22 protein-coding genes are annotated in these 18,299 nt (G+C 60.5%); 12 read left to right on the top strand and 10 right to left on the bottom strand.

The window, feature by feature from the left end; translation table 11 throughout:
* Nucleotides 1-78: 78 nt before the first annotated feature.
* Complete coding sequence (locus ACX0MV_RS05080; RefSeq protein WP_458981393.1) at nt 79-2,127, top strand: TonB-dependent siderophore receptor; 2,049 nt, start codon at nt 79-81, stop codon at nt 2,125-2,127.
* 14 nt (nt 2,128-2,141) lie between these two features.
* Nucleotides 2,142-2,867, top strand: a complete 726-nt coding sequence (locus ACX0MV_RS05075) for a DUF4198 domain-containing protein (RefSeq protein WP_458981392.1) — start codon at nt 2,142-2,144, stop codon at nt 2,865-2,867.
* A gap of 67 nt (nt 2,868-2,934) precedes the next feature.
* Here ACX0MV_RS05075 and hisC read toward each other — a convergent pair whose 3' ends face one another.
* From hisC to ACX0MV_RS05025, 10 genes are all read right to left on the bottom strand, one after another.
* Nucleotides 2,935-3,987: a histidinol-phosphate transaminase gene (gene hisC / locus ACX0MV_RS05070; protein WP_458981391.1), complete on the bottom strand. Its 1,053-nt coding sequence runs from the start codon at nt 3,985-3,987 to the stop codon at nt 2,935-2,937.
* Nucleotides 3,988-4,099: 112 nt separating this feature from the next.
* Complete coding sequence (hisD, locus tag ACX0MV_RS05065) at nt 4,100-5,410, bottom strand: histidinol dehydrogenase (RefSeq protein ID WP_458981390.1); 1,311 nt, start codon at nt 5,408-5,410, stop codon at nt 4,100-4,102.
* Between the two features lie 120 nt (nt 5,411-5,530).
* The gene (hisG, locus tag ACX0MV_RS05060; protein WP_458981389.1) at nt 5,531-6,166 is read right to left on the bottom strand and encodes an ATP phosphoribosyltransferase; all 636 of its coding nucleotides are present in this window, start codon (nt 6,164-6,166) and stop codon (nt 5,531-5,533) included.
* Between the two features lie 4 nt (nt 6,167-6,170).
* Nucleotides 6,171-7,436, bottom strand: a complete 1,266-nt coding sequence (gene murA / locus ACX0MV_RS05055; RefSeq protein WP_458981388.1) for a UDP-N-acetylglucosamine 1-carboxyvinyltransferase — start codon at nt 7,434-7,436, stop codon at nt 6,171-6,173.
* A gap of 12 nt (nt 7,437-7,448) precedes the next feature.
* Entirely contained in the window at nt 7,449-7,688 is a 240-nt protein-coding gene (locus tag ACX0MV_RS05050; RefSeq protein WP_458981387.1) for a BolA family protein, read from the bottom strand.
* 176 nt (nt 7,689-7,864) lie between these two features.
* Nucleotides 7,865-8,173: an STAS domain-containing protein gene (locus ACX0MV_RS05045; protein ID WP_458981386.1), complete on the bottom strand. Its 309-nt coding sequence runs from the start codon at nt 8,171-8,173 to the stop codon at nt 7,865-7,867.
* Entirely contained in the window at nt 8,170-8,802 is a 633-nt protein-coding gene (locus ACX0MV_RS05040; RefSeq protein WP_458981385.1) for an MlaC/ttg2D family ABC transporter substrate-binding protein, read from the bottom strand. Before ACX0MV_RS05040 ends, ACX0MV_RS05045 begins: the two co-directional genes overlap by 4 nt.
* Nucleotides 8,803-8,813: 11 nt before the next feature.
* On the bottom strand, nt 8,814-9,287 hold the full coding sequence (gene mlaD, locus ACX0MV_RS05035) for an outer membrane lipid asymmetry maintenance protein MlaD (RefSeq protein ID WP_458981384.1): 474 nt from the start codon (nt 9,285-9,287) through the stop codon (nt 8,814-8,816).
* Nucleotides 9,287-10,084, bottom strand: a complete 798-nt coding sequence (mlaE, locus tag ACX0MV_RS05030; protein WP_458981383.1) for a lipid asymmetry maintenance ABC transporter permease subunit MlaE — start codon at nt 10,082-10,084, stop codon at nt 9,287-9,289. The genes mlaD and mlaE overlap by 1 nt, the downstream gene beginning before the upstream one ends.
* The gene (locus ACX0MV_RS05025; protein WP_458981382.1) at nt 10,084-10,893 is read right to left on the bottom strand and encodes an ATP-binding cassette domain-containing protein; all 810 of its coding nucleotides are present in this window, start codon (nt 10,891-10,893) and stop codon (nt 10,084-10,086) included. The genes mlaE and ACX0MV_RS05025 overlap by 1 nt, the downstream gene beginning before the upstream one ends.
* Nucleotides 10,894-11,140: 247 nt before the next feature.
* Between ACX0MV_RS05025 and ACX0MV_RS05020 the strand changes: the two genes are divergently transcribed.
* The 10 genes from ACX0MV_RS05020 to ACX0MV_RS04975 all read left to right on the top strand — a co-directional run bounded on the left by ACX0MV_RS05020 (nt 11,141) and on the right by ACX0MV_RS04975 (nt 18,273).
* The gene (locus ACX0MV_RS05020; RefSeq protein WP_458981381.1) at nt 11,141-12,115 is read left to right on the top strand and encodes a KpsF/GutQ family sugar-phosphate isomerase; all 975 of its coding nucleotides are present in this window, start codon (nt 11,141-11,143) and stop codon (nt 12,113-12,115) included.
* Nucleotides 12,115-12,654 (top strand): KdsC family phosphatase, encoded by a 540-nt coding sequence (locus ACX0MV_RS05015; protein ID WP_458981380.1) that lies wholly within the window; start codon nt 12,115-12,117, stop codon nt 12,652-12,654. Before ACX0MV_RS05020 ends, ACX0MV_RS05015 begins: the two co-directional genes overlap by 1 nt.
* Nucleotides 12,655-12,663: 9 nt before the next feature.
* The gene (gene lptC, locus ACX0MV_RS05010; protein WP_458981379.1) at nt 12,664-13,233 is read left to right on the top strand and encodes an LPS export ABC transporter periplasmic protein LptC; all 570 of its coding nucleotides are present in this window, start codon (nt 12,664-12,666) and stop codon (nt 13,231-13,233) included.
* Entirely contained in the window at nt 13,220-13,762 is a 543-nt protein-coding gene (gene lptA / locus ACX0MV_RS05005) for a lipopolysaccharide transport periplasmic protein LptA (protein ID WP_458981378.1), read from the top strand. The genes lptC and lptA overlap by 14 nt, the downstream gene beginning before the upstream one ends.
* Before the next feature lie 2 nt (nt 13,763-13,764).
* Nucleotides 13,765-14,490 (top strand): LPS export ABC transporter ATP-binding protein, encoded by a 726-nt coding sequence (gene lptB / locus ACX0MV_RS05000; protein WP_458981377.1) that lies wholly within the window; start codon nt 13,765-13,767, stop codon nt 14,488-14,490.
* Between the two features lie 135 nt (nt 14,491-14,625).
* Nucleotides 14,626-16,143, top strand: coding sequence for an RNA polymerase factor sigma-54 (locus ACX0MV_RS04995; RefSeq protein WP_458981376.1), 1,518 nt, complete (start codon nt 14,626-14,628; stop codon nt 16,141-16,143).
* Between the two features lie 187 nt (nt 16,144-16,330).
* Nucleotides 16,331-16,639, top strand: coding sequence for a ribosome hibernation-promoting factor, HPF/YfiA family (gene hpf / locus ACX0MV_RS04990; RefSeq protein WP_458981375.1), 309 nt, complete (start codon nt 16,331-16,333; stop codon nt 16,637-16,639).
* Nucleotides 16,640-16,654: 15 nt separating this feature from the next.
* A complete protein-coding gene (ptsN, locus tag ACX0MV_RS04985) occupies nt 16,655-17,128 on the top strand; it encodes a PTS IIA-like nitrogen regulatory protein PtsN (protein WP_458981374.1) in 474 nt (157 codons plus the stop codon).
* 2 nt (nt 17,129-17,130) lie between these two features.
* The gene (gene rapZ / locus ACX0MV_RS04980) at nt 17,131-17,988 is read left to right on the top strand and encodes an RNase adapter RapZ (RefSeq protein WP_458981373.1); all 858 of its coding nucleotides are present in this window, start codon (nt 17,131-17,133) and stop codon (nt 17,986-17,988) included.
* 12 nt (nt 17,989-18,000) lie between these two features.
* A complete protein-coding gene (locus ACX0MV_RS04975; RefSeq protein ID WP_458981372.1) occupies nt 18,001-18,273 on the top strand; it encodes an HPr family phosphocarrier protein in 273 nt (90 codons plus the stop codon).
* The last annotated feature ends 26 nt before the right edge of the window (nt 18,274-18,299 follow it).

Below are 18,299 nucleotides of genomic sequence, written 5' to 3'. Positions count from 1 at the left end.
ATGTTATGTTATTACATCAAATAAATCCTGAGGACACCTGCTTTGCGCCCAGTTCTAGTTCTACTTACCAGCTTGGTCATGCCCAGCGCCCTGGCAGATGAACAAGGTAACGCCGTGCATCTCGGCGACAGCGTCATCACTGCCAAGCGTGAGCTGGCTGACGGCCCCGTCCAGGGCTACCGGGCGACGCGCTCGAGCAGCGCAACCAAGACCGATACGCCCATCAGCGAAACGCCCCAGGCGATCAGCGTGGTGCCGGCCCAGGTGCTGGATGACCTCAACACCACTCGCCTTGATCGCGCCCTGGATTTTGCCGGCGGCGTGTCCCGGCAAAACAACTTCGGCGGTCTGACGTTCCTCAACTACAGCGTGCGCGGCTTTACCACCGGCGAGCTGTACCGCAACGGCTTTGCCATCAACCGTGGTAGCTATAGCGCACCCGACGCCTCCGGCATCGAACGCATCGAAGTACTCAAAGGTCCGGCCGCCAGCCTGTATGGGCGCGGCGATCCGGGCGGCCTGGTCAATATCGTCAGCAAGAAGCCGCAAGCCGAAGCCTTCAGCCAGCTCAAGGCCAGTGCCGGCAGTTGGGACCGCTACCGCAGCAGCCTCGACGTCAACACGCCACTGAATGACGACGGCACCCTGCTGTCGCGGGTCAACCTGGCACTGGAGGACAACCAGAGCTTTCGCGACCACGTTGGTAGCGACCGGCAAATCGTCAGCCCGTCGCTGAGCTGGCAGCTCAGCCCGGACACGCGCCTGCTGCTCGAAAGTGAATTTTCCCGCACCGACACGGTGTTCGACCGCGGCATCCCGGCGGTCGACAACCAGCTGGGTTCGGTGCCGCGCTCCACTTTTCTCGGCGAGCCCAACGATGGCGAAATACGCAACGACAACCAACTGATCCAGCTCAGCCTTGAGCATTACCTCAACGATTTCTGGAAGCTGCGCCTGGCCAATCATTACGCCCAGGGCACTCTGCAGGGAAACAGCTCCGAGACCTCACGCCTGATCGGCACCGAGGTCAGCCGCTTCTACCGGCAACGCGACTTCGAATGGAACGACAGCATCACCCAGGCCGAACTGCATGGCGATCTCGAGACAGGCAGCTGGCAGCACCGCCTGCTTATCGGTGTGGAGTACGAGAATTACCGCAACAGCCAGAAGTATCCGCAAAGCGCCACATCCCTGGATTACGGCCTGGATATTCGGGATCCGGTGTATGGCCAGCCGAAGCCGACGATCACCAATCCCAACGACTTCTTCGAGCACGTCGAAAGCTACTCCCTCAACCTGCAAGATCAGATCACCTTTACCGATCGCCTGAGCGGGTTGGTGGGCGTACGCCTGGAGCGCTTCGAACAACGGGCGCTGAACCGCAGCACCCAGGTGAGCAACGAGCAACGCAAGGAGGTCGCCACCCCGCGTGCCGGGGTGCTCTATCAGCTGACGCCTCAAGTGGGCGTGTTTGCCAACGCATCCACGTCGTTCAAACCCAACAGCATCAGCAGCCAGGGCACGGTGTTCAAGCCGGAAAAAGGCCTTGGTTATGAAACCGGGCTCAAGCTTGATCTGCTCGATAGCCGCCTGGGTGGCACGCTCGCGCTGTTTCATATCGACAAGGAAAACGTGCTGACCGCCGACCCGAACAACCCGGGCGACAGCATCGCTGCCGGCAAGGCCCGCAGCCAGGGGCTGGATCTGCAGTTCAGCGGCCAGTTGAGCGACGCCGTGCGGGTGATTGGCGCCTATGCCTACATCGACGCGACGGTCCGTGAAGACAACACCCTGGCCGAGGGCAGCCGTCTGCTCGGCATTCCCCGCCATAGCGGCAGCCTGCTTGGGGTCTACGAGTTCCAGCATGGCCGCCTGCGCGGCTCGGACATCGGCGCCGCTTTCAACTATGTCGGCGATCGCTCCGGCCAAGCCGGCAGCGACTTCGAATTGCCGGCCTACACCACTGTCGACCTACTCGCCCACTACCAGGCCAGCAACGACCTGCGGCTGGGGTTGAACCTGAACAACGTATTCAATCGCAAATATTACGAGCGCTCATTCAACAACGTCTGGGTAATGCCCGGCGATCCACGCAACCTCAGCCTAAGCCTGACCCTCGATCTGTAAACCAAGGAAATACCATGAACAAGACTTTGCCCTTTATTGCCGCCGCGGCCGCTGCGCTGCTCATCGCCGATGCCAGCGCCCATGGTCTCTGGACCGAACAGCGCCGCGGCAACATTGAAACCGTCTACGGCCATGGCGCGGAAGACAATGCCTTCAAGGCGGAGAAAATCAGCGGCGCCTGGGCCTACGATGCCCAGGGAAAAATGATTCCGGTCACCATCGAACGCCTGACTGACCACGCCCGCCTGCAACCGCTGAAGCCGCCCGCGATGCTGGGTGTAGCACTGGACAACGGCCCCTGGTCGCTGACCCCGGACAAGCAGTGGATCAACCAGGGCCGCAGTAAGGTGCCGAACTCGACCGAGTCGCTGCACACCTTCAAGTACAGCCTGGCGATCTACCAGGAAGGCGCCAAGCTACCGAAGCTGGAACAGCTGAAGATGGTCATCCTGCCAGAGGCCGACCCGCTCAAGGTCGGCCCCGGCAATCCGTTGCCGGTGCGTGTGCTGGTGGATGGCAAACCGGTTGCTGGGGTTGAATTGGTAGGCGATTATCGCGGCGCGCCGCATCAGGTCAGCGCCACCACCGACGCCGACGGCCGCGCCCAGGTACTGGTACGCAACGAAGGGCTGAATATCATCAGCGCCGCCATCAGCCTGCCGGTCAAAGGCGACAAGGATATCGAGACCCGCGGCCTGTTTACCTCGCTGACCTTCCTCGGCGAAGCGCACCACGAATAACCTGCACTGGAAAATCACAGGCGATAAAAAGCCGGAGCACTGCTCCGGCTTTTTTTATGGCTGCAATTTACAGACTCTGCAGGGCATCCAGCAGCGCCTGATTCTGTTCCGGCGTGCCAATGGTGATGCGCAGAAACTGGGCAATCCGCTGCTGCTTGAAGTGACGCACGATCACCCCTTGCTCGCGCAAGCCGGCCGCTAGGGTCGCCGCGTCCTTGCCCGGATGGCGGGCGAAGACGAAGTTCGCCGCCGATGGCAGCACCTCAAAGCCAAGCTTCTCCAGCTCGGCAACCACCGTCTCGCGACTGGCTATTACCTGCCGGCACGTCTGCTCGAAGTAGACCTTGTCCTCGAACGCCGCCGCCGCGCCGGCTATTGCCATGCGGTCCAACGGGTAGGAGTTGAAGCTGTTCTTGATCCGCTCCAGCGCTTCGATCAGATCAGGATGGCCGACCGCGATGCCAACCCGCAGGCCTGCCAGCGAGCGCGACTTGGATAAAGTCTGGCTAACCAGCAGGTTGGGGTATTTATCCACCAGGCTGATCGCCGTCTCGCCGCCGAAATCGATATAGGCCTCATCGACCAGTACCACGGTATCCGGGTTGGCCTTGAGCATGCGCTCGATGGCATCCAGCGCCAGAGGGCAGCCGGTCGGTGCGTTCGGATTGGGGAAGATGATGCCGCCGTTGGGCCGCGCGTAATCTTCCACGCGAATCTGGAACTGCTCATCCAGCGGCACCTGCACGAAGTCGATACCATACAGGCCGCAATACACCGGGTAGAAGCTGTAGCTGATATCCGGAAACAGCAGCGGTTGGCCGTTCTGAAACAGGCCGTGGAAGGCATGCGCCAGCACCTCATCGGAACCGTTGCCGACAAACACCTGGGCGGGCTGCACGCCGTAGTAATCGGCGACCGCCTGTTTCAGGCGGTCGCTATTGGGGTCCGGGTACAGGCGCAGGTTGTCGTTAAGCTCGGCCTGCATGGCGGCAATCGCCCTGGGCGACGGGCCATAAGGGTTTTCATTGGTGTTGAGCTTGACCAGCTTGGCCAGTTTCGGCTGCTCACCCGGTACATAAGGCACCAGGTCTTTGACGAAGGGGCTCCAGAATTTGCTCATCTGCCCTTCTCTCCTCGAATTCTTCGGTTTGCGTAGGGTGGAAAACCGCGAAGCATTTTCCACCGGACAGGACGGTGGACAAGCAAAGCGTTGTCCACCCTACAAACAGCCATCAGGGCTTGATGCGGTATTCGGCGCTTCGGGCGTGAGCAGTCAGCGACTCGCCCCGGGCCAGTACGCTGGCAACCTTGCCCAGCTCCGACGCACCCTCGGCCGAACAATGGATGATCGACGAGCGCTTCTGGAAGTCATACACGCCCAGCGGCGAGGAGAAGCGCGCAGTGCCGGAAGTCGGCAGCACGTGATTGGGCCCCGCGCAGTAATCGCCCAGGGCCTCGGCGGTGTAGCGGCCCATAAAGATCGCGCCGGCATGGCGGATCAGCGGCAGGTATTGCTCGGGGTTTTCCACCGACAGCTCCAGGTGTTCCGGGGCAATGCGGTTGGCCACCTCGATAGCCTGGGCCATGTCGGTAACCTGGATCAACGCACCGCGCCCCTCAAGCGAGGTGCGTGCAATTGTCTCGCGCTCCAGGGTCGGCAGCAGCTTGGCGATGCTCTCGGCCACGCGGTCGAGGAAGGCAGCATCCGGGCTGACCAGGATCGACTGGGCGTCTTCGTCGTGCTCGGCCTGGGAGAACAGGTCCATGGCGATCCAGTCCGGATCGGTCTGGCCGTCACACACCACCAGAATTTCCGAAGGGCCGGCGATCATGTCGATACCAACCTTGCCGAACACATGGCGCTTGGCGGTGGCCACGTAAATGTTGCCGGGGCCGACGATCTTGTCCACCGGCGGCACGCTCTCGGTGCCATAGGCCAGCGCGGCCACGGCCTGGGCGCCGCCAATGGTGAATACCCGGTCGACCCCGGCGATGCAAGCAGCAGCCAGCACCAGCTCATTGATTTCACCACGCGGGGTTGGCACCACCATCACCACTTCCGGCACGCCGGCGACCTTGGCCGGAATCGCGTTCATCAGTACCGAAGACGGGTAGGATGCCTTGCCACCGGGCACGTACAGACCGGCGCGATCCAGCGGCGTAACTTTTTGCCCGAGCACCGTACCGTCGGCTTCGGTGTAGGTCCAGGAATCCTGCTTTTGCTTCTCGTGGTAGCTGCGCACGCGCTCGGCGGCGACTTCCAGGGCGTGGCGCTGTTGCGGAGTGATCCGTGACAGCGCCAGCTCCAGGCGCTCGCGCGGCAGAATGAGGTCGGCCATTGAAGCGACTTCAAGGCCATCGAAACGCTGGGTGAATTCGACCAGCGCCGCATCGCCGCGCTCGCGCACAGCCTTGATGATGTCGAGCACGCGCTGATTGACGCCATCGTCCGACACACTTTCCCAGCTCAGCAGATGATCCAGATGACGAGCGAAGTCCTGGTCAGCGGCATTGAGTCGACGGATGGCGATAGGAGCGGTCATAGCGGGCCTCGTAATTGGCAAATGCTCAGGCGCCCGTAGGGTAGCAACCACACCGCGCGGGCACCTGAGATTCTGGCTATAACGCGGATAGGCTAGGCCGCACAGGGGCGGCCATCAGGCTCAGGCTGGATGTCGCGACTCTACGGCGTCGCGCAGGGTATCGATCAGCGCCTGGATGCGCGCATGCTGCATCTTCATCGATGCCTTGTTGACGATCAGCCGCGAACTGATCGTGGCGATCAGTTCCTGGGCTTCCAGGCCATTGGCGCGCAGGGTGTTGCCGGTGTCGACGACGTCGATGATCTTGTCGGACAGGCCCACCAACGGCCCCAGTTCCATGGAGCCGTACAGCTTGATGATATCGACCTGGCGTCCTTGCTCGGCGTAGTAACGCTTGGCGACGTTGACGAATTTGGTCGCCACGCGCAGCCGGCCTTTCGGCTCGGGCGCACCCACGGCACCGGCGGTCATCAGCTTGCATTTGGCGATACGCAGGTCGAGCGGCTCGTACAAGCCTTGGCCACCGTACTCCATCAGCACGTCCTTGCCGGCCACACCGAGGTCCGCCGCGCCGTGCTCGACATAGGTCGGCACATCGGTGGCGCGCACGATCAACAGGCGTACGTCATCCAAGGTGGTCGGAATGATCAGCTTGCGGCTTTTGTCCGGGTTTTCTGTCGGCACGATGCCAGCCGCGGCGAGCAGCGGCAATGTGTCATCGAGAATCCGGCCTTTGGACAGGGCAATAGTCAGCATGGTCTTAGCCCGGCACTCGGCGAATCTTGGCACCCAGCAGCTGCAGCTTCTCCTCGATGCACTCGTAGCCGCGGTCGATGTGGTAGATGCGGTCGATCAAGGTATCGCCTTCGGCGATCAGTGCGGAGATCACCAGGCTGGCCGACGCACGCAGGTCGGTGGCCATGACAGGTGCGCCCTTGAGCGTTTCGACGCCAGTGACGATGGCAGTATTGCCTTCGACCTGAATCTGCGCGCCCATGCGGATCATTTCATGCACGTGCATGAAGCGGTTCTCGAATACGGTTTCGATCACCGTACCGGTGCCCTCGGCGACCGCATTCAGTGCGATGAACTGGGCCTGCATATCAGTAGGGAACGCCGGGTATGGAGCGGTACGCAGGTTGACTGCCTTGGGCCGCTTGCTCTTCATGTCCAGCTCGATCCAGTCGTCGCCGCAGGTGATTTCAGCACCGGCTTCCTGCAGTTTGGAGAGCACCGCCTCGAGGGTGGTCGGATCGGTATCCTTCAACTTCACTCGGCCGCCGGTGATCGCCGCCGCTACCAGATAGGTACCAGTTTCGATACGGTCGGGCATCACGCTGAAACGCGCGCCGTGCAGGCGCTCAACGCCATCAATGATGATGGTGTCGGTGCCGGCGCCGGTGATTTTTGCGCCCATGGCGATCAGGCAGTTGGCCAGGTCGACTACTTCCGGCTCGCGCGCGGCGTTTTCCAGCACGCTGCGACCTTTGGCCAGGGTGGCGGCCATCATGATGTTTTCGGTACCGGTCACGCTCACGGTATCGAAGAAGAAATGCGCACCGCGCAAGCCACCCTCGGGCGCCTTGGCCTTGATATAGCCGCCTTCCACGTCAATGATCGCACCCATGGCCTCAAGGCCACGGATGTGCAGATCGACCGGGCGCGAGCCGATCGCGCAGCCGCCCGGCAGCGCCACTTCGGCTTCGCCGAAACGCGCGACCATGGGGCCGAGCACGAGGATCGACGCACGCATGGTCTTGACCAGTTCATAGGGCGCGATCAGGGTCTTGATCGCCCGCGCATCGACTTCCACGCTGAGCTTCTCGTCGATAATCGGTTCGATGCCCATGCGGCCGAACAGCTCGATCATGGTGGTGATGTCGTGCAGGTGCGGCAGGTTGCAGATGGTGACGGGCGCATCGCCGAGCAAGGTCGCGGCGAGAATCGGCAGGGCAGAGTTCTTCGCCCCGGAAATGCGGATTTCGCCATCGAGGCGCACGCCGCCGGTAATAATCAGTTTGTCCATGATTCTCTCGGTTTAGGAGCGCGCGGCCCAATCGGCACGGCTGAAGAATTTCATGCTCACCGCATGGATGCTGCCATCGGCGATCCAGGGATTGAGGTGAGCGTAGATCTGTTGCTGGCGCTTGACAGGGCTGAGGCCGGCCAACTCGTCGCTGATCAGGTTCAGTTGGAAGTTGCAGCCTTCGCCTTCAACTTCCACCTGGGTATCCGGCAATTTAGCCTCCAGGAGACTTTTTACTTCTAGGGCCTGCATGCTCAACCTCGATCAATGCATTGATTAACGACAGCGGCGAGTGGATTCCATCAGGTGGTATGCCATTCGCTGGCGACAACGCGGACGACCCTTGAACTCGCGGGTCGGGCATCATACAAAAAAAGCCCCTCGCCTGCGAACCCCGCATCAGCTTGAGTCAACAACAGACCGCGCAATCAGCCTTCGAGCGGTAGCAGCTCGAGCAGTTCGGACACACTGGCAATACCGTGCATATCCTGGGGCATATTGCGTACCGTCAACGTCTTGCCGGCCGCAGCGGCATCGCGCATGAAAGCCAGCAGCAGGGCCAGGCCGACGCTGCTGGATTTTTCCACCGCGGCGCAGTCGACCACGCACGCGCCCACCTGACTGGCGGCAATCAGCCGCCCGCCCGTCTCGCGAAGCTTAGGCCCGCTCAGGTAATCCAGCACCCCAGCCAGCTGGAACACGCCAGGAGCCTGCTCAACGATGCTCGCCTGACTCACGACTCACCTTTGCTCTGGCGGGCGCGGGCTACGGTATCGGCCCAGGTATCAATGACCTTGTCCAGATCGTTGCCGTTGTTCTGCATGGACTGGGCGAACTGGTCGCGAAACAGCTTGCCGACGTTGATGCCGTTGATGATTACGTTGCGCATCTTCCAGGTGTCGTCTTCATAAACCATGGTGTACGACAGCGGGTAGACGGTGCCCTTGCCATCGGTGATCTCCATGTTCACCGCGGTGCGCTGCGGGTCCTGAGCGCCGCTGACCGGCAGTACGCGAATATCCTGGTTGTTGTATTCCAGCAGCGCGTTGCCGTAGAACTGCATAAGGCTGCGCTTGAAGTTCTCCTGGAAACGGGTCATCTGCTCGGGCGTCGCCTGGCGCGAATAACGCACCGTCATGACCCCACGCGAGATGCCATCAACATCCACGACCGGACCAAGAATTTCGTTCAGCGCTTGGTAGAAGGCGTTCGGATCGCTACGGTATTGCTCTTTATTGGTCTTCAGGTCGGCGAGCAGAACCTCAGTGGTCTGCTGCACGACCTCATGGGCCGGCGGCGCGGCGACAGCCAGCAGCGGCATGGCTGCCAGCAGTACGCACAGGCTGTTGCGCAGCGACTTGATCATCATCGATATCCTCATTGACTGGTCTGGTCTTTATTGACCGAATTGAGCAGGAACTTACCTATCAGATCTTCCAGCACCAGCGACGACTGGGTGTCGTGAATGGTGCTGCCATCCTTGAGCACGTCCTCTTCGCCGCCCACGCTGATGCCGATGTACTTCTCGCCCAGCAAGCCGGCGGTCAGAATCGAGGCGGTGGAATCCATCGGCAGGTTGTTCACCTGCTCGTCGAGCTCCATGGTGACGCGCCCGGTGTAGCGGTCGCGATCCAGATCGATGGCCGTGACTTTGCCGATAGTCACCCCTGCCATGGTGACCTTGGCTCGTACGGTTAGACCGGCAATATTCTCAAAGTGCGCGTAAACCTTGTAGGCATTGTCGCCGCCGCTCGCGGTCAGGCCGCTGACGCGCAGCGCCAGCAGCAGCAGCGCCAGCAACCCGGCCAGGAGGAACAGGCCGACACCGATTTCCAGGGTGCGGTTTTGCATCAGAAGTCTCCAAACATCAAAGCGGTCAAAATGAAATCGAGGCCAAGCACGGCCAGCGAGGCGTATACCACCGTTCGGGTGGTTGCACGGCTGATACCTTCGGACGTCGGCTCGCAATCGTAGCCCTGAAACACCGCAATCCAGGTCACGACGAAGGCAAAGACGACGCTTTTGATCACGCCGTTGAGCACGTCCTCGCGAAACGAAACGCTGTTTTGCATGGTGGCCCAGAACGAGCCCTCATAGACGCCAAGCCAGTCAACGGCGACCATCGCGCCACCCCAGATGCCTACCACACTGAAGATCATCGCCAGCAGCGGCATCGAGATGAAGCCCGCCCACAGACGCGGCGCGACTATGTACTTGAGCGGGTCCACGCCGATCATTTCCAGGCTCGACAGCTGCTCGGTCGACTTCATGTTGCCGATCTCGGCGGTCAAGGCGGAACCGGCGCGCCCGGCAAACAGCAACGCGGTCACCACTGGGCCCAGCTCTCGCAACAAGGTGAGCGCAACCATCTGCCCGACCGCCTGCTCCGAACCGTACTTGGCCAGAATGCTGAAGCCCTGCAACGACAGGACCATACCGATGAAAATACCCGAGACGACGATGATCGCCAGGGACATGACCCCCACCGAGTAGAGCTGCTTGATCAGCAACTGCACCGGCTTGCCCGCCGTGCCCCGACCGAAAAGCGCACGCAACAGGAAGATGACCGAGCGCCCGAGTGTCGCGACCACATCGATACCCGCACGGCCGAACAGGCGCACCCGTTCGAGCGTAGTGACCTTGCGCATCAGCGCTCCCCCAGTAAATCGTCGCGGTAACTCGCCGCCGGAAAGTGAAAGGGGACCGGACCGTCCGGATTACCCTGCATGAATTGCCGCACCCGAGGATTGTCCGAATTCATCAATTCCTTCGGCGTGCCCTGCCCCAGCACCTGGGTATCGCCGACGATATACAGGTAATCAGCGATGCTGGCGGTTTCTGCCAGGTCATGGGATACCACGATGCTGGTGATGCCAAGGGCATCATTGAGCAGGCGAATCAGGCGCACCAGAACACCCATCGCAATCGGGTCCTGACCCACGAACGGCTCGTCATACATGAGGATCTGCGGGTCAAGGGCGATAGCCCGCGCCAAAGCAACGCGGCGCTTCATGCCGCCGGACAGCTCGTCCGGCATCAAGTCGACCGCGCCGCGCAGCCCGACCGCCTGCAGCTTCATCAGAACGATGTCGCGAATCAGTTCTTCCGGCAATTCGGTGTGTACGCGCAGCGGAAAGGCGACGTTCTCGAACACATCGAGATCGGTGAATAGCGCGCCACTCTGGAAGAGCACGCCCATCTGCTTGCGCATGTCGAACAGCTCGCTGCGCGAGAGCGTAGGCAGATTGTGCTGATTGACCCAGACTTCGCCCGCGCTGGGCTTGAGCTCGGCGGCGATCAGGCGCAACAGCGTGGTCTTGCCGCAGCCGGAAGGGCCCATGATGCCGGTGACCTTGCCGCGCGGGATGCGAATGTCGACGTTATCGAAAATGGCACGGTTACCGCGCTTGAAACTGACGCCTTTCAGCTCGACTGCATACTGGGTGTCGGCGTTCATCTGGACTCCTTGCTTAACGCTTCCCTGACAGACGCATTGCCCCTCGAAAAGGGCACCACTGCCGCGCATCTGAGCGAAAATGGCCGCGCACTATAGCATTCGGCCCTGCGTCGCCCAACAGCCAAGATGCAACGGCAAATGACTCTCCGACAGAACGCAAAACGGCGGTGCGCCGGATTCGCAGGTGAGCGCCCGCGGCTTTCTGTTTATAATCGCCGACTTTCAGTCACACGCCGTTATGGATGCCATGAACCAGTCCGACGAACTGATCAAGTCAGCGCAACGAACCATCCGCCTCGAACTGGAAGCGGTTGAAGACCTGCTGCAGCGAATCGATGGCGATTTCATTCGCGCCTGCGAGCTGATCCTCGCTAGCAAGGGCCGGGTGGTCGTGGTGGGAATGGGTAAATCCGGGCACGTCGGCAACAAGATCGCTGCAACGCTGGCCAGCACTGGCACCACCGCGTTCTTCGTCCATCCCGCTGAAGCCAGCCATGGCGACATGGGCATGATCACCCGCGACGATGTGGTTCTGGCGCTTTCCAACTCGGGCTCGACTGCGGAAATCGTGACCCTGCTGCCGCTGATCAAGCGCCTCGGCATCACGCTGATCAGCATGACTGGCAATCCCGACTCACCGCTGGCCAAGGCCGCAGAGGTCAATCTGGATGCGCGGGTTTCCCAGGAAGCCTGCCCGCTCAACCTGGCACCGACGTCCTCGACCACCGTGTCACTGGTTCTCGGCGATGCACTGGCGATTGCGCTGCTGGAAGCGCGCGGCTTCACTGCCGAGGACTTCGCCTTTTCCCATCCCGGCGGCGCACTGGGTCGTCGCCTGCTGCTGAAAGTGGAAAACGTCATGCACGCCGGCAGCAGCCTGCCGCGAGTACAGCGGGGCACCGCCTTGCGCGATGCGCTACTGGAAATGACCCAAAAAGGCCTGGGCATGACCGTAGTGCTGGAAAACGACGGTGGCCTTGCCGGAATCTTCACCGACGGCGACCTACGCCGCGCCTTGGACCGCGGCATCGATGTGCGCGCAGCGAAGATCGACGATGTGATGACTGCCCATGGCAAGACCGCACGTGCCGACATGCTCGCCGCCGAAGCGCTGAAGATCATGGAAGACCACAAAATCAGTTCGCTGGTGGTGGTCGACGATGACCTGCAGCCGGTTGGCGCGCTCAACATGCATGATTTGCTACGCGCCGGAGTGATGTAATGAGTACTGACCTGACCAACCCGGACCTGCTGCAGCGCGCCAAGGCGATCAAGCTGGCGATTTTCGATGTGGATGGCGTGCTTACCGACGGCAAGCTGTACTTCCTGGTCGATGGCAGCGAGTTCAAAACCTTCAACACCCTTGACGGCCATGGCATCAAGATGCTGATCGCTTCGGGCGTTCGCACCGCGATCATCAGCGGCCGCAAAACCCCGGTGGTCGAACGCCGCGCGCAGAACCTGGGTATCCATCACCTTTACCAGGGCCGCGAAGACAAACTGGTCGTGCTTGATGAACTTCTCGGCGAACTGGGCCTAAGCTACGAGCAGGTTGCCTATCTGGGCGACGACCTGCCGGACCTGCCAGTGATCCGCCGCGTAGGCCTGGGGGTAGCGGTCGCCAGCGCAGACGGCTTCGTACGTCAGCACGCCCATGCAGTAACCGTGGCGCGCGGTGGCGAAGGTGCGGCGCGTGAATTTTGTGAAATGATCATGCGCGCGCAGGGCAACCTAGATGCCGCCCAAGCCGCTTATCTATAGAGCCCTCTTATGCTGCGTAAATTTTTAACTCCGCTGTGCTTTCTGATTGCCGCGGCGCTACTGGCCGCAGTGGGTTACTGGAATATCAGCCCGGACAGTTTCGCCGACAAGCCGGTCAAGGCCGGCGTGGACAACCCCATCGATTTCTACGTGATCAATGCGCGCACGGTGCAGTACCAGGAAGACGGCAAACTCCACCACCAGATGACCGCCTCCAAACTGGAGCACGTCAAAGCCAGCGATGTCACCTTGCTGACCAGCCCGAACATGCACCTGTATCGTGGCACCGAACTGCCCTGGAAAATTCGCAGCGAACACGGCGAAGTAGCGCCCAAGGGCACCGAGGTCGAACTGATCGATAAGGTCCGGGTGGAGCGCACCGATGCCAAAGGCCGGCCGACGATCCTCACCACCAGCCGCCTGACGGTATTTCCCGAGAAGGAATATGCGCAGACCAAGCAAGCCGTTAGAATCGACGCCGCCAATGGGGTGACCACGGCGCAAGGAATGAAAGCGTACTTAAATGACGGCAGGATGCTCCTGCTGTCCAACGTAAGAGGCCAGCATGAGGCTCGTTAAAACCCTCCCTATTCTGCTTAGCTTAGGCGTCGCGCTCGGAAGCGTTACCGCCTGGGCACTTCCGACCGATCGCGAGCAGCCGATCCGAGTTCAGGCCGATAGCGCGGAACTCGATGACAAGCAGGGCGTTGCCGTCTACCGCGGTGATGTCGTCATCACCCAAGGCACCCTCAAGATCACGGGCGACACCGTAACCATCACCCAGGATGCCCAGGGTGATATCGAGGTATTCACCTCGGTCGGCAAACCGGCCTATTACGAGCAGAAGCCCTCCGCCGACAAGCAGATCGTCAAAGCCTATGGCCTGACCATCCAATATTTCGCGGCCAATGAGCGCATCGTGTTGATTGACCAGGCCAAGGTAATCCAGGAAGGCAACACCTTCGAAGGCGAGAAGATCGTCTACGACACCCAGCGCCAGATCGTCAATGCCGGGCGAGCGACAGGCACCAACCTGACCACGCCACGGCCACGGATCGACATGGTGATCCAGCCGAAAAACAAACCCGCCGAACAGCAGGCGCAGTAACAATGGCCACTTTGAAAGCCCAGCACCTGGCTAAAAGCTACAAGGGCCGTCAGGTCGTTCGTGATGTGAGCCTAAGCATCGACAGCGGGCAGATCGTTGGCCTGCTCGGGCCCAACGGTGCGGGCAAAACCACCTGCTTCTACATGATCGTCGGCCTGGTACAGGCCGATCAGGGTCGCGTGCTGATCGACGACCTGGATGTCAGCCACAAGCCGATGCATGGCCGTGCCCGTGCCGGAATCGGCTATCTGCCGCAGGAGGCTTCGATTTTTCGCAAGCTCAGCGTGGCCGACAACATCATGGCGATTCTCGAAACGCGCAAGGAGCTGAACGGCGCGGAACGTCGCAAAGAGCTCGAAGGCTTGCTGCAGGAATTCCATATCAGCCATATCCGCGACAACCTCGGCATGAGCCTGTCCGGTGGTGAGCGCCGCCGCGTGGAAATTGCGCGCGCCCTAGCGACCGCACCCAAGTTCATCCTGCTGGATGAACCCTTCGCTGGCGTCGATCCTATCTCCGTGGGCGACATCAAGCAGATCATCCATCACCTCAAGGCGAAGGGCATCGGCGTGTTGATCACCGACCACAACGTCCGTGAGACCCTGGATATCTGCGAAACCGCCTATATTGTGAACGACGGCCAGTTGATCGCAGAAGGCAATGCCGAGGCCATCCTGGCCAACCAAACGGTCAAGGAAGTTTACCTGGGGCATGAATTCCGCCTGTGACGGGCGCTTTTCTTAGCCGAATCACAGCTAGCGCTAGGCAAATGCCTTAGGGTCAGGCATATAATTTGCTTCCTTGAGGCGCCACGGCGCCGCTGTAGTGGATTGCGCACAGACGCCGGTAAATTAAGGTCTGCAATGAAACCATCGCTAGTCCTGAGAATGGGCCAGCAGCTGACGATGACCCCGCAGCTGCAACAGGCCATCCGCCTACTTCAACTGTCGACCCTGGATCTGCAGCAAGAGATTCAGGAAGCGTTGGAGTCGAACCCGATGCTCGAACGCCAGGAAGAAGGCGACGACTTCGACAATTCGGACCCCATGGCCGATGGTGCCGAAAGCAATTTGGCACCAGCCGAACAGCCGCAGGAAACCCTCTATCAGGAAACCAGCTACCAGGAAACCACACAAACCGTGGACAACCTGGAAGAAGGCGACTGGAACGAACGCATTCCCAACGAGCTTCCAGTCGACACCGCCTGGGAAGACGTCTATCAAACCAGCGCCAGCAGCCTGCCGAGCAGCAGCGATGATGACGACTGGGACTTCACCACCCGTACCTCCGCGGGCGAGAGCCTGCAAAGCCATTTGCTCTGGCAACTCAACCTGGCACCCATGTCCGACAAGGACCGCTTGATCGCAGTGACGCTAATCGACTGCATCAACGATCAGGGCTACCTGGAGGAGACGCTTGATGAGGTCGTCGAAGCCTTCGACCCTGAGCTGGACATCGAGCTGGACGAAGTGCAAGCTGTGCTGCACCGCATTCAACAGTTCGAGCCGGCCGGCGTAGCCGCCCGCGACCTCAGTGAATGCCTGCTGCTGCAGTTACGCCAACTTTCGCTCAAAACGCCCTGGCTGAGCGAAGCGCAGCGCCTGGCAAGCGACTATCTGGACTTGCTCGGCAACCGCGATTACAGCCAGCTGATGCGGCGAATGAAGCTCAAGGAAGACGAGCTGCGCCAGGTTATCGAACTGATTCAGAGCCTCAACCCACGTCCCGGCTCGCAGATCGAGTCAAGCGAGCCCGAGTATGTGGTGCCTGACGTCATCGTGCGCAAGCACAACGATCGCTGGCTGGTGGAGCTGAACCAGGAAGCCATGCCACGCCTACGCGTCAATGCGCAGTACGCCGGGTTCGTGAAGCGTGCTGACTCCAGCGCCGACAACACCTTCATGCGTAACCAGCTGCAGGAAGCCCGCTGGTTCATCAAGAGCCTGCAGAGCCGCAACGAGACCCTGATGAAGGTCGCCACCCAGATCGTCGAGCATCAGCGCGGCTTTCTCGATTATGGCGACGAAGCAATGAAGCCACTGGTGCTGCACGATATCGCCGAAGCGGTGGGCATGCACGAGTCGACCATTTCCCGGGTAACCACCCAGAAGTTCATGCACACCCCACGTGGCATCTACGAGCTGAAGTACTTCTTCTCCAGCCACGTCAGCACCTCCGAGGGCGGTGAATGCTCGTCCACCGCGATCCGCGCAATCATCAAAAAATTGGTCGCCGCGGAAAATGCAAAAAAGCCGTTGAGTGACAGCAAGATCGCTGGTTTACTGGAAGCACAAGGCATTCAAGTAGCTCGCCGCACTGTTGCGAAATACCGTGAATCCCTCGGTATAGCGCCCTCCAGTGAACGCAAGCGACTGATGTAAGGTGGCTCGACGCGGAAGACTGACACATGCTGGATATTCCGTATTCAGTTTTGCGTTACTGGCAACTCCACGGTATCGACTGGCTGATCTGCAACGCCGGATGCCTGACCAGAGTCTTTCTCGTCCCAGTGTTCCAGTGGCAGGCTGTTAGCCTGTCTCTTACACACGGCAACAAGGAGAAAGTGGTATGCAAGTCAACATCAGTGGACACCAGCTGGATGTGACCGACGCCCTGCGCGACTATATCGACGAAAAACTCACTCGATTGGAGCGCCACTTCGACAAAATCACCAATGTGCAAGTCATCATGGAGGTCGAGAAGCTCAAGCAGAAAATCGAAGCGACCCTACACATTGCAGGCGGCGAAATCGTCGCTAATGCTGAACATGACGACATGTACGCGGCCATTGATCTACTGGCTGACAAACTCGACCGACAACTCATCAAGCACAAGGAAAAGCAGCTCGACCGTCAGCAGGGTGCAATGGCCCGCTGACATCGCCTATCTCCTATGATTCGACTTGAAAATATCCTGACCCCCGGCCGCTCTCTCGTGAGCGTGCCGGGCGGCAGCAAAAAACGTGTTCTCGAACAGATTGCCAACCTCGTGGCGCGCGAGCTGCCCGACCTTGATGGCCAAGACATCTTCGAAAGCCTGATTGCCCGCGAAAAACTCGGCTCGACCGGGTTCGGCAATGGCATCGCCATCCCGCACTGCCGGCTGCCTGGTTGCACGGCGCCCATCAGCGCTGTTCTGCGCCTGGACGCAGCGGTAGATTTTGACGCGATCGACGGCGCCCCGGTGGATTTGCTGTTTGTGCTGCTGGTTCCCGAGGCCGCCACCGATGAGCACCTCGAGTTGCTGCGACAGATCGCCAGCATGCTTGATCGCAGCGACGTGCGCGAACGCTTGCGCGAAGCGCCCGACAGCCAGGCCTTGTATCAGGTCGTGGTGGATATACAAAGCCAACTCAATCGAGCCTAACCATGCGCCTTATCATCGTCAGCGGTCGCTCCGGCTCAGGCAAAAGCACCGCCCTCGATGTACTTGAGGACAACGGTTTCTATTGCATCGACAACCTGCCAGCGGGCTTGCTGCCGGATCTAGCCGAGCGCACGCTGGTGCACACCGAGCTGCTGCACCCGCAGGTTGCGGTCTCTATCGACGCACGCAACCTGCCCAGCCAGCTCAAGCGCTTCCCTGAACTCCTCGAGGAAGTGCGCGCCCGCCACATCAAGTGCGACGTGATTTACCTGGATGCCGATGAAGAAACGCTGCTCAAGCGCTTCTCGGAAACGCGCCGGCGTCACCCGCTGACCAATGAAAGCCGCTCGTTGGCCGAAGCGATTGCCGATGAAAGCCTGTTGCTCGGACCCATCATCGACCTGGCCGACCTGAAGATCGACACCACGCACCTCAACCTCTATCAGTTGCGTGACAGCCTGAAACTGCGCCTGCTCAACCAGCCGGAGCCGGGCACCGCGTTTCTGGTCGAGTCCTTCGGCTTCAAGCGCGGCATGCCGGTGGACGCGGACCTTGTGTTCGATGTGCGCTGCCTGCCTAACCCATACTGGAAGCCGGATTTGCGCGACTACTCAGGCCTCGACCAGCCAGTGGTGGAATACCTTTCCGCCCAGGCGGATGTCGAAGAGATGTATCAGGACATCTTCGCCTATCTGACCAAGTGGTTACCGCGCTTCGCCGCCAGCAATCGTGCCTATGTCACGATTGCGATAGGCTGCACCGGCGGGCACCACCGCTCCGTGTACCTGGCCAGTCGCTTGGGTGAAGCCCTGAAACCCATTTTGAAGAACGTTCAGGTTCGCCACCGCGACCTGAGTTAAGGAACTGCCGCAATGCCGTGCTGCGAAATCACCATCATCAACAAACTGGGCTTGCACGCACGTGCCGCAGCCAAGTTTGTCGGCGTTGCCGCGCAGTACCCCTGTCAGGTCAAGATTGGCCGCTGCGAAGCAAGCCTGGTGGACGGCAAGAGCATCATGGCGGTCATGATGCTCGCGGCCGGCAAAGGCACACCCATCCACCTCAACACTGAAGGCGAGCAGGATGAGCAGGCGCTGCAAGCCTTGATCGAGCTGATCAACAACTATTTCGACGAAGGCGAGTAGCCGCCACGCCTGTCACGCGGCGGCTA

This window comes from Pseudomonas cistanchae (assembly GCF_054483635.1).
Note: the sequence above shows the minus strand (reverse complement) of the source record. Positions and strands in the feature narration are given on the sequence as shown.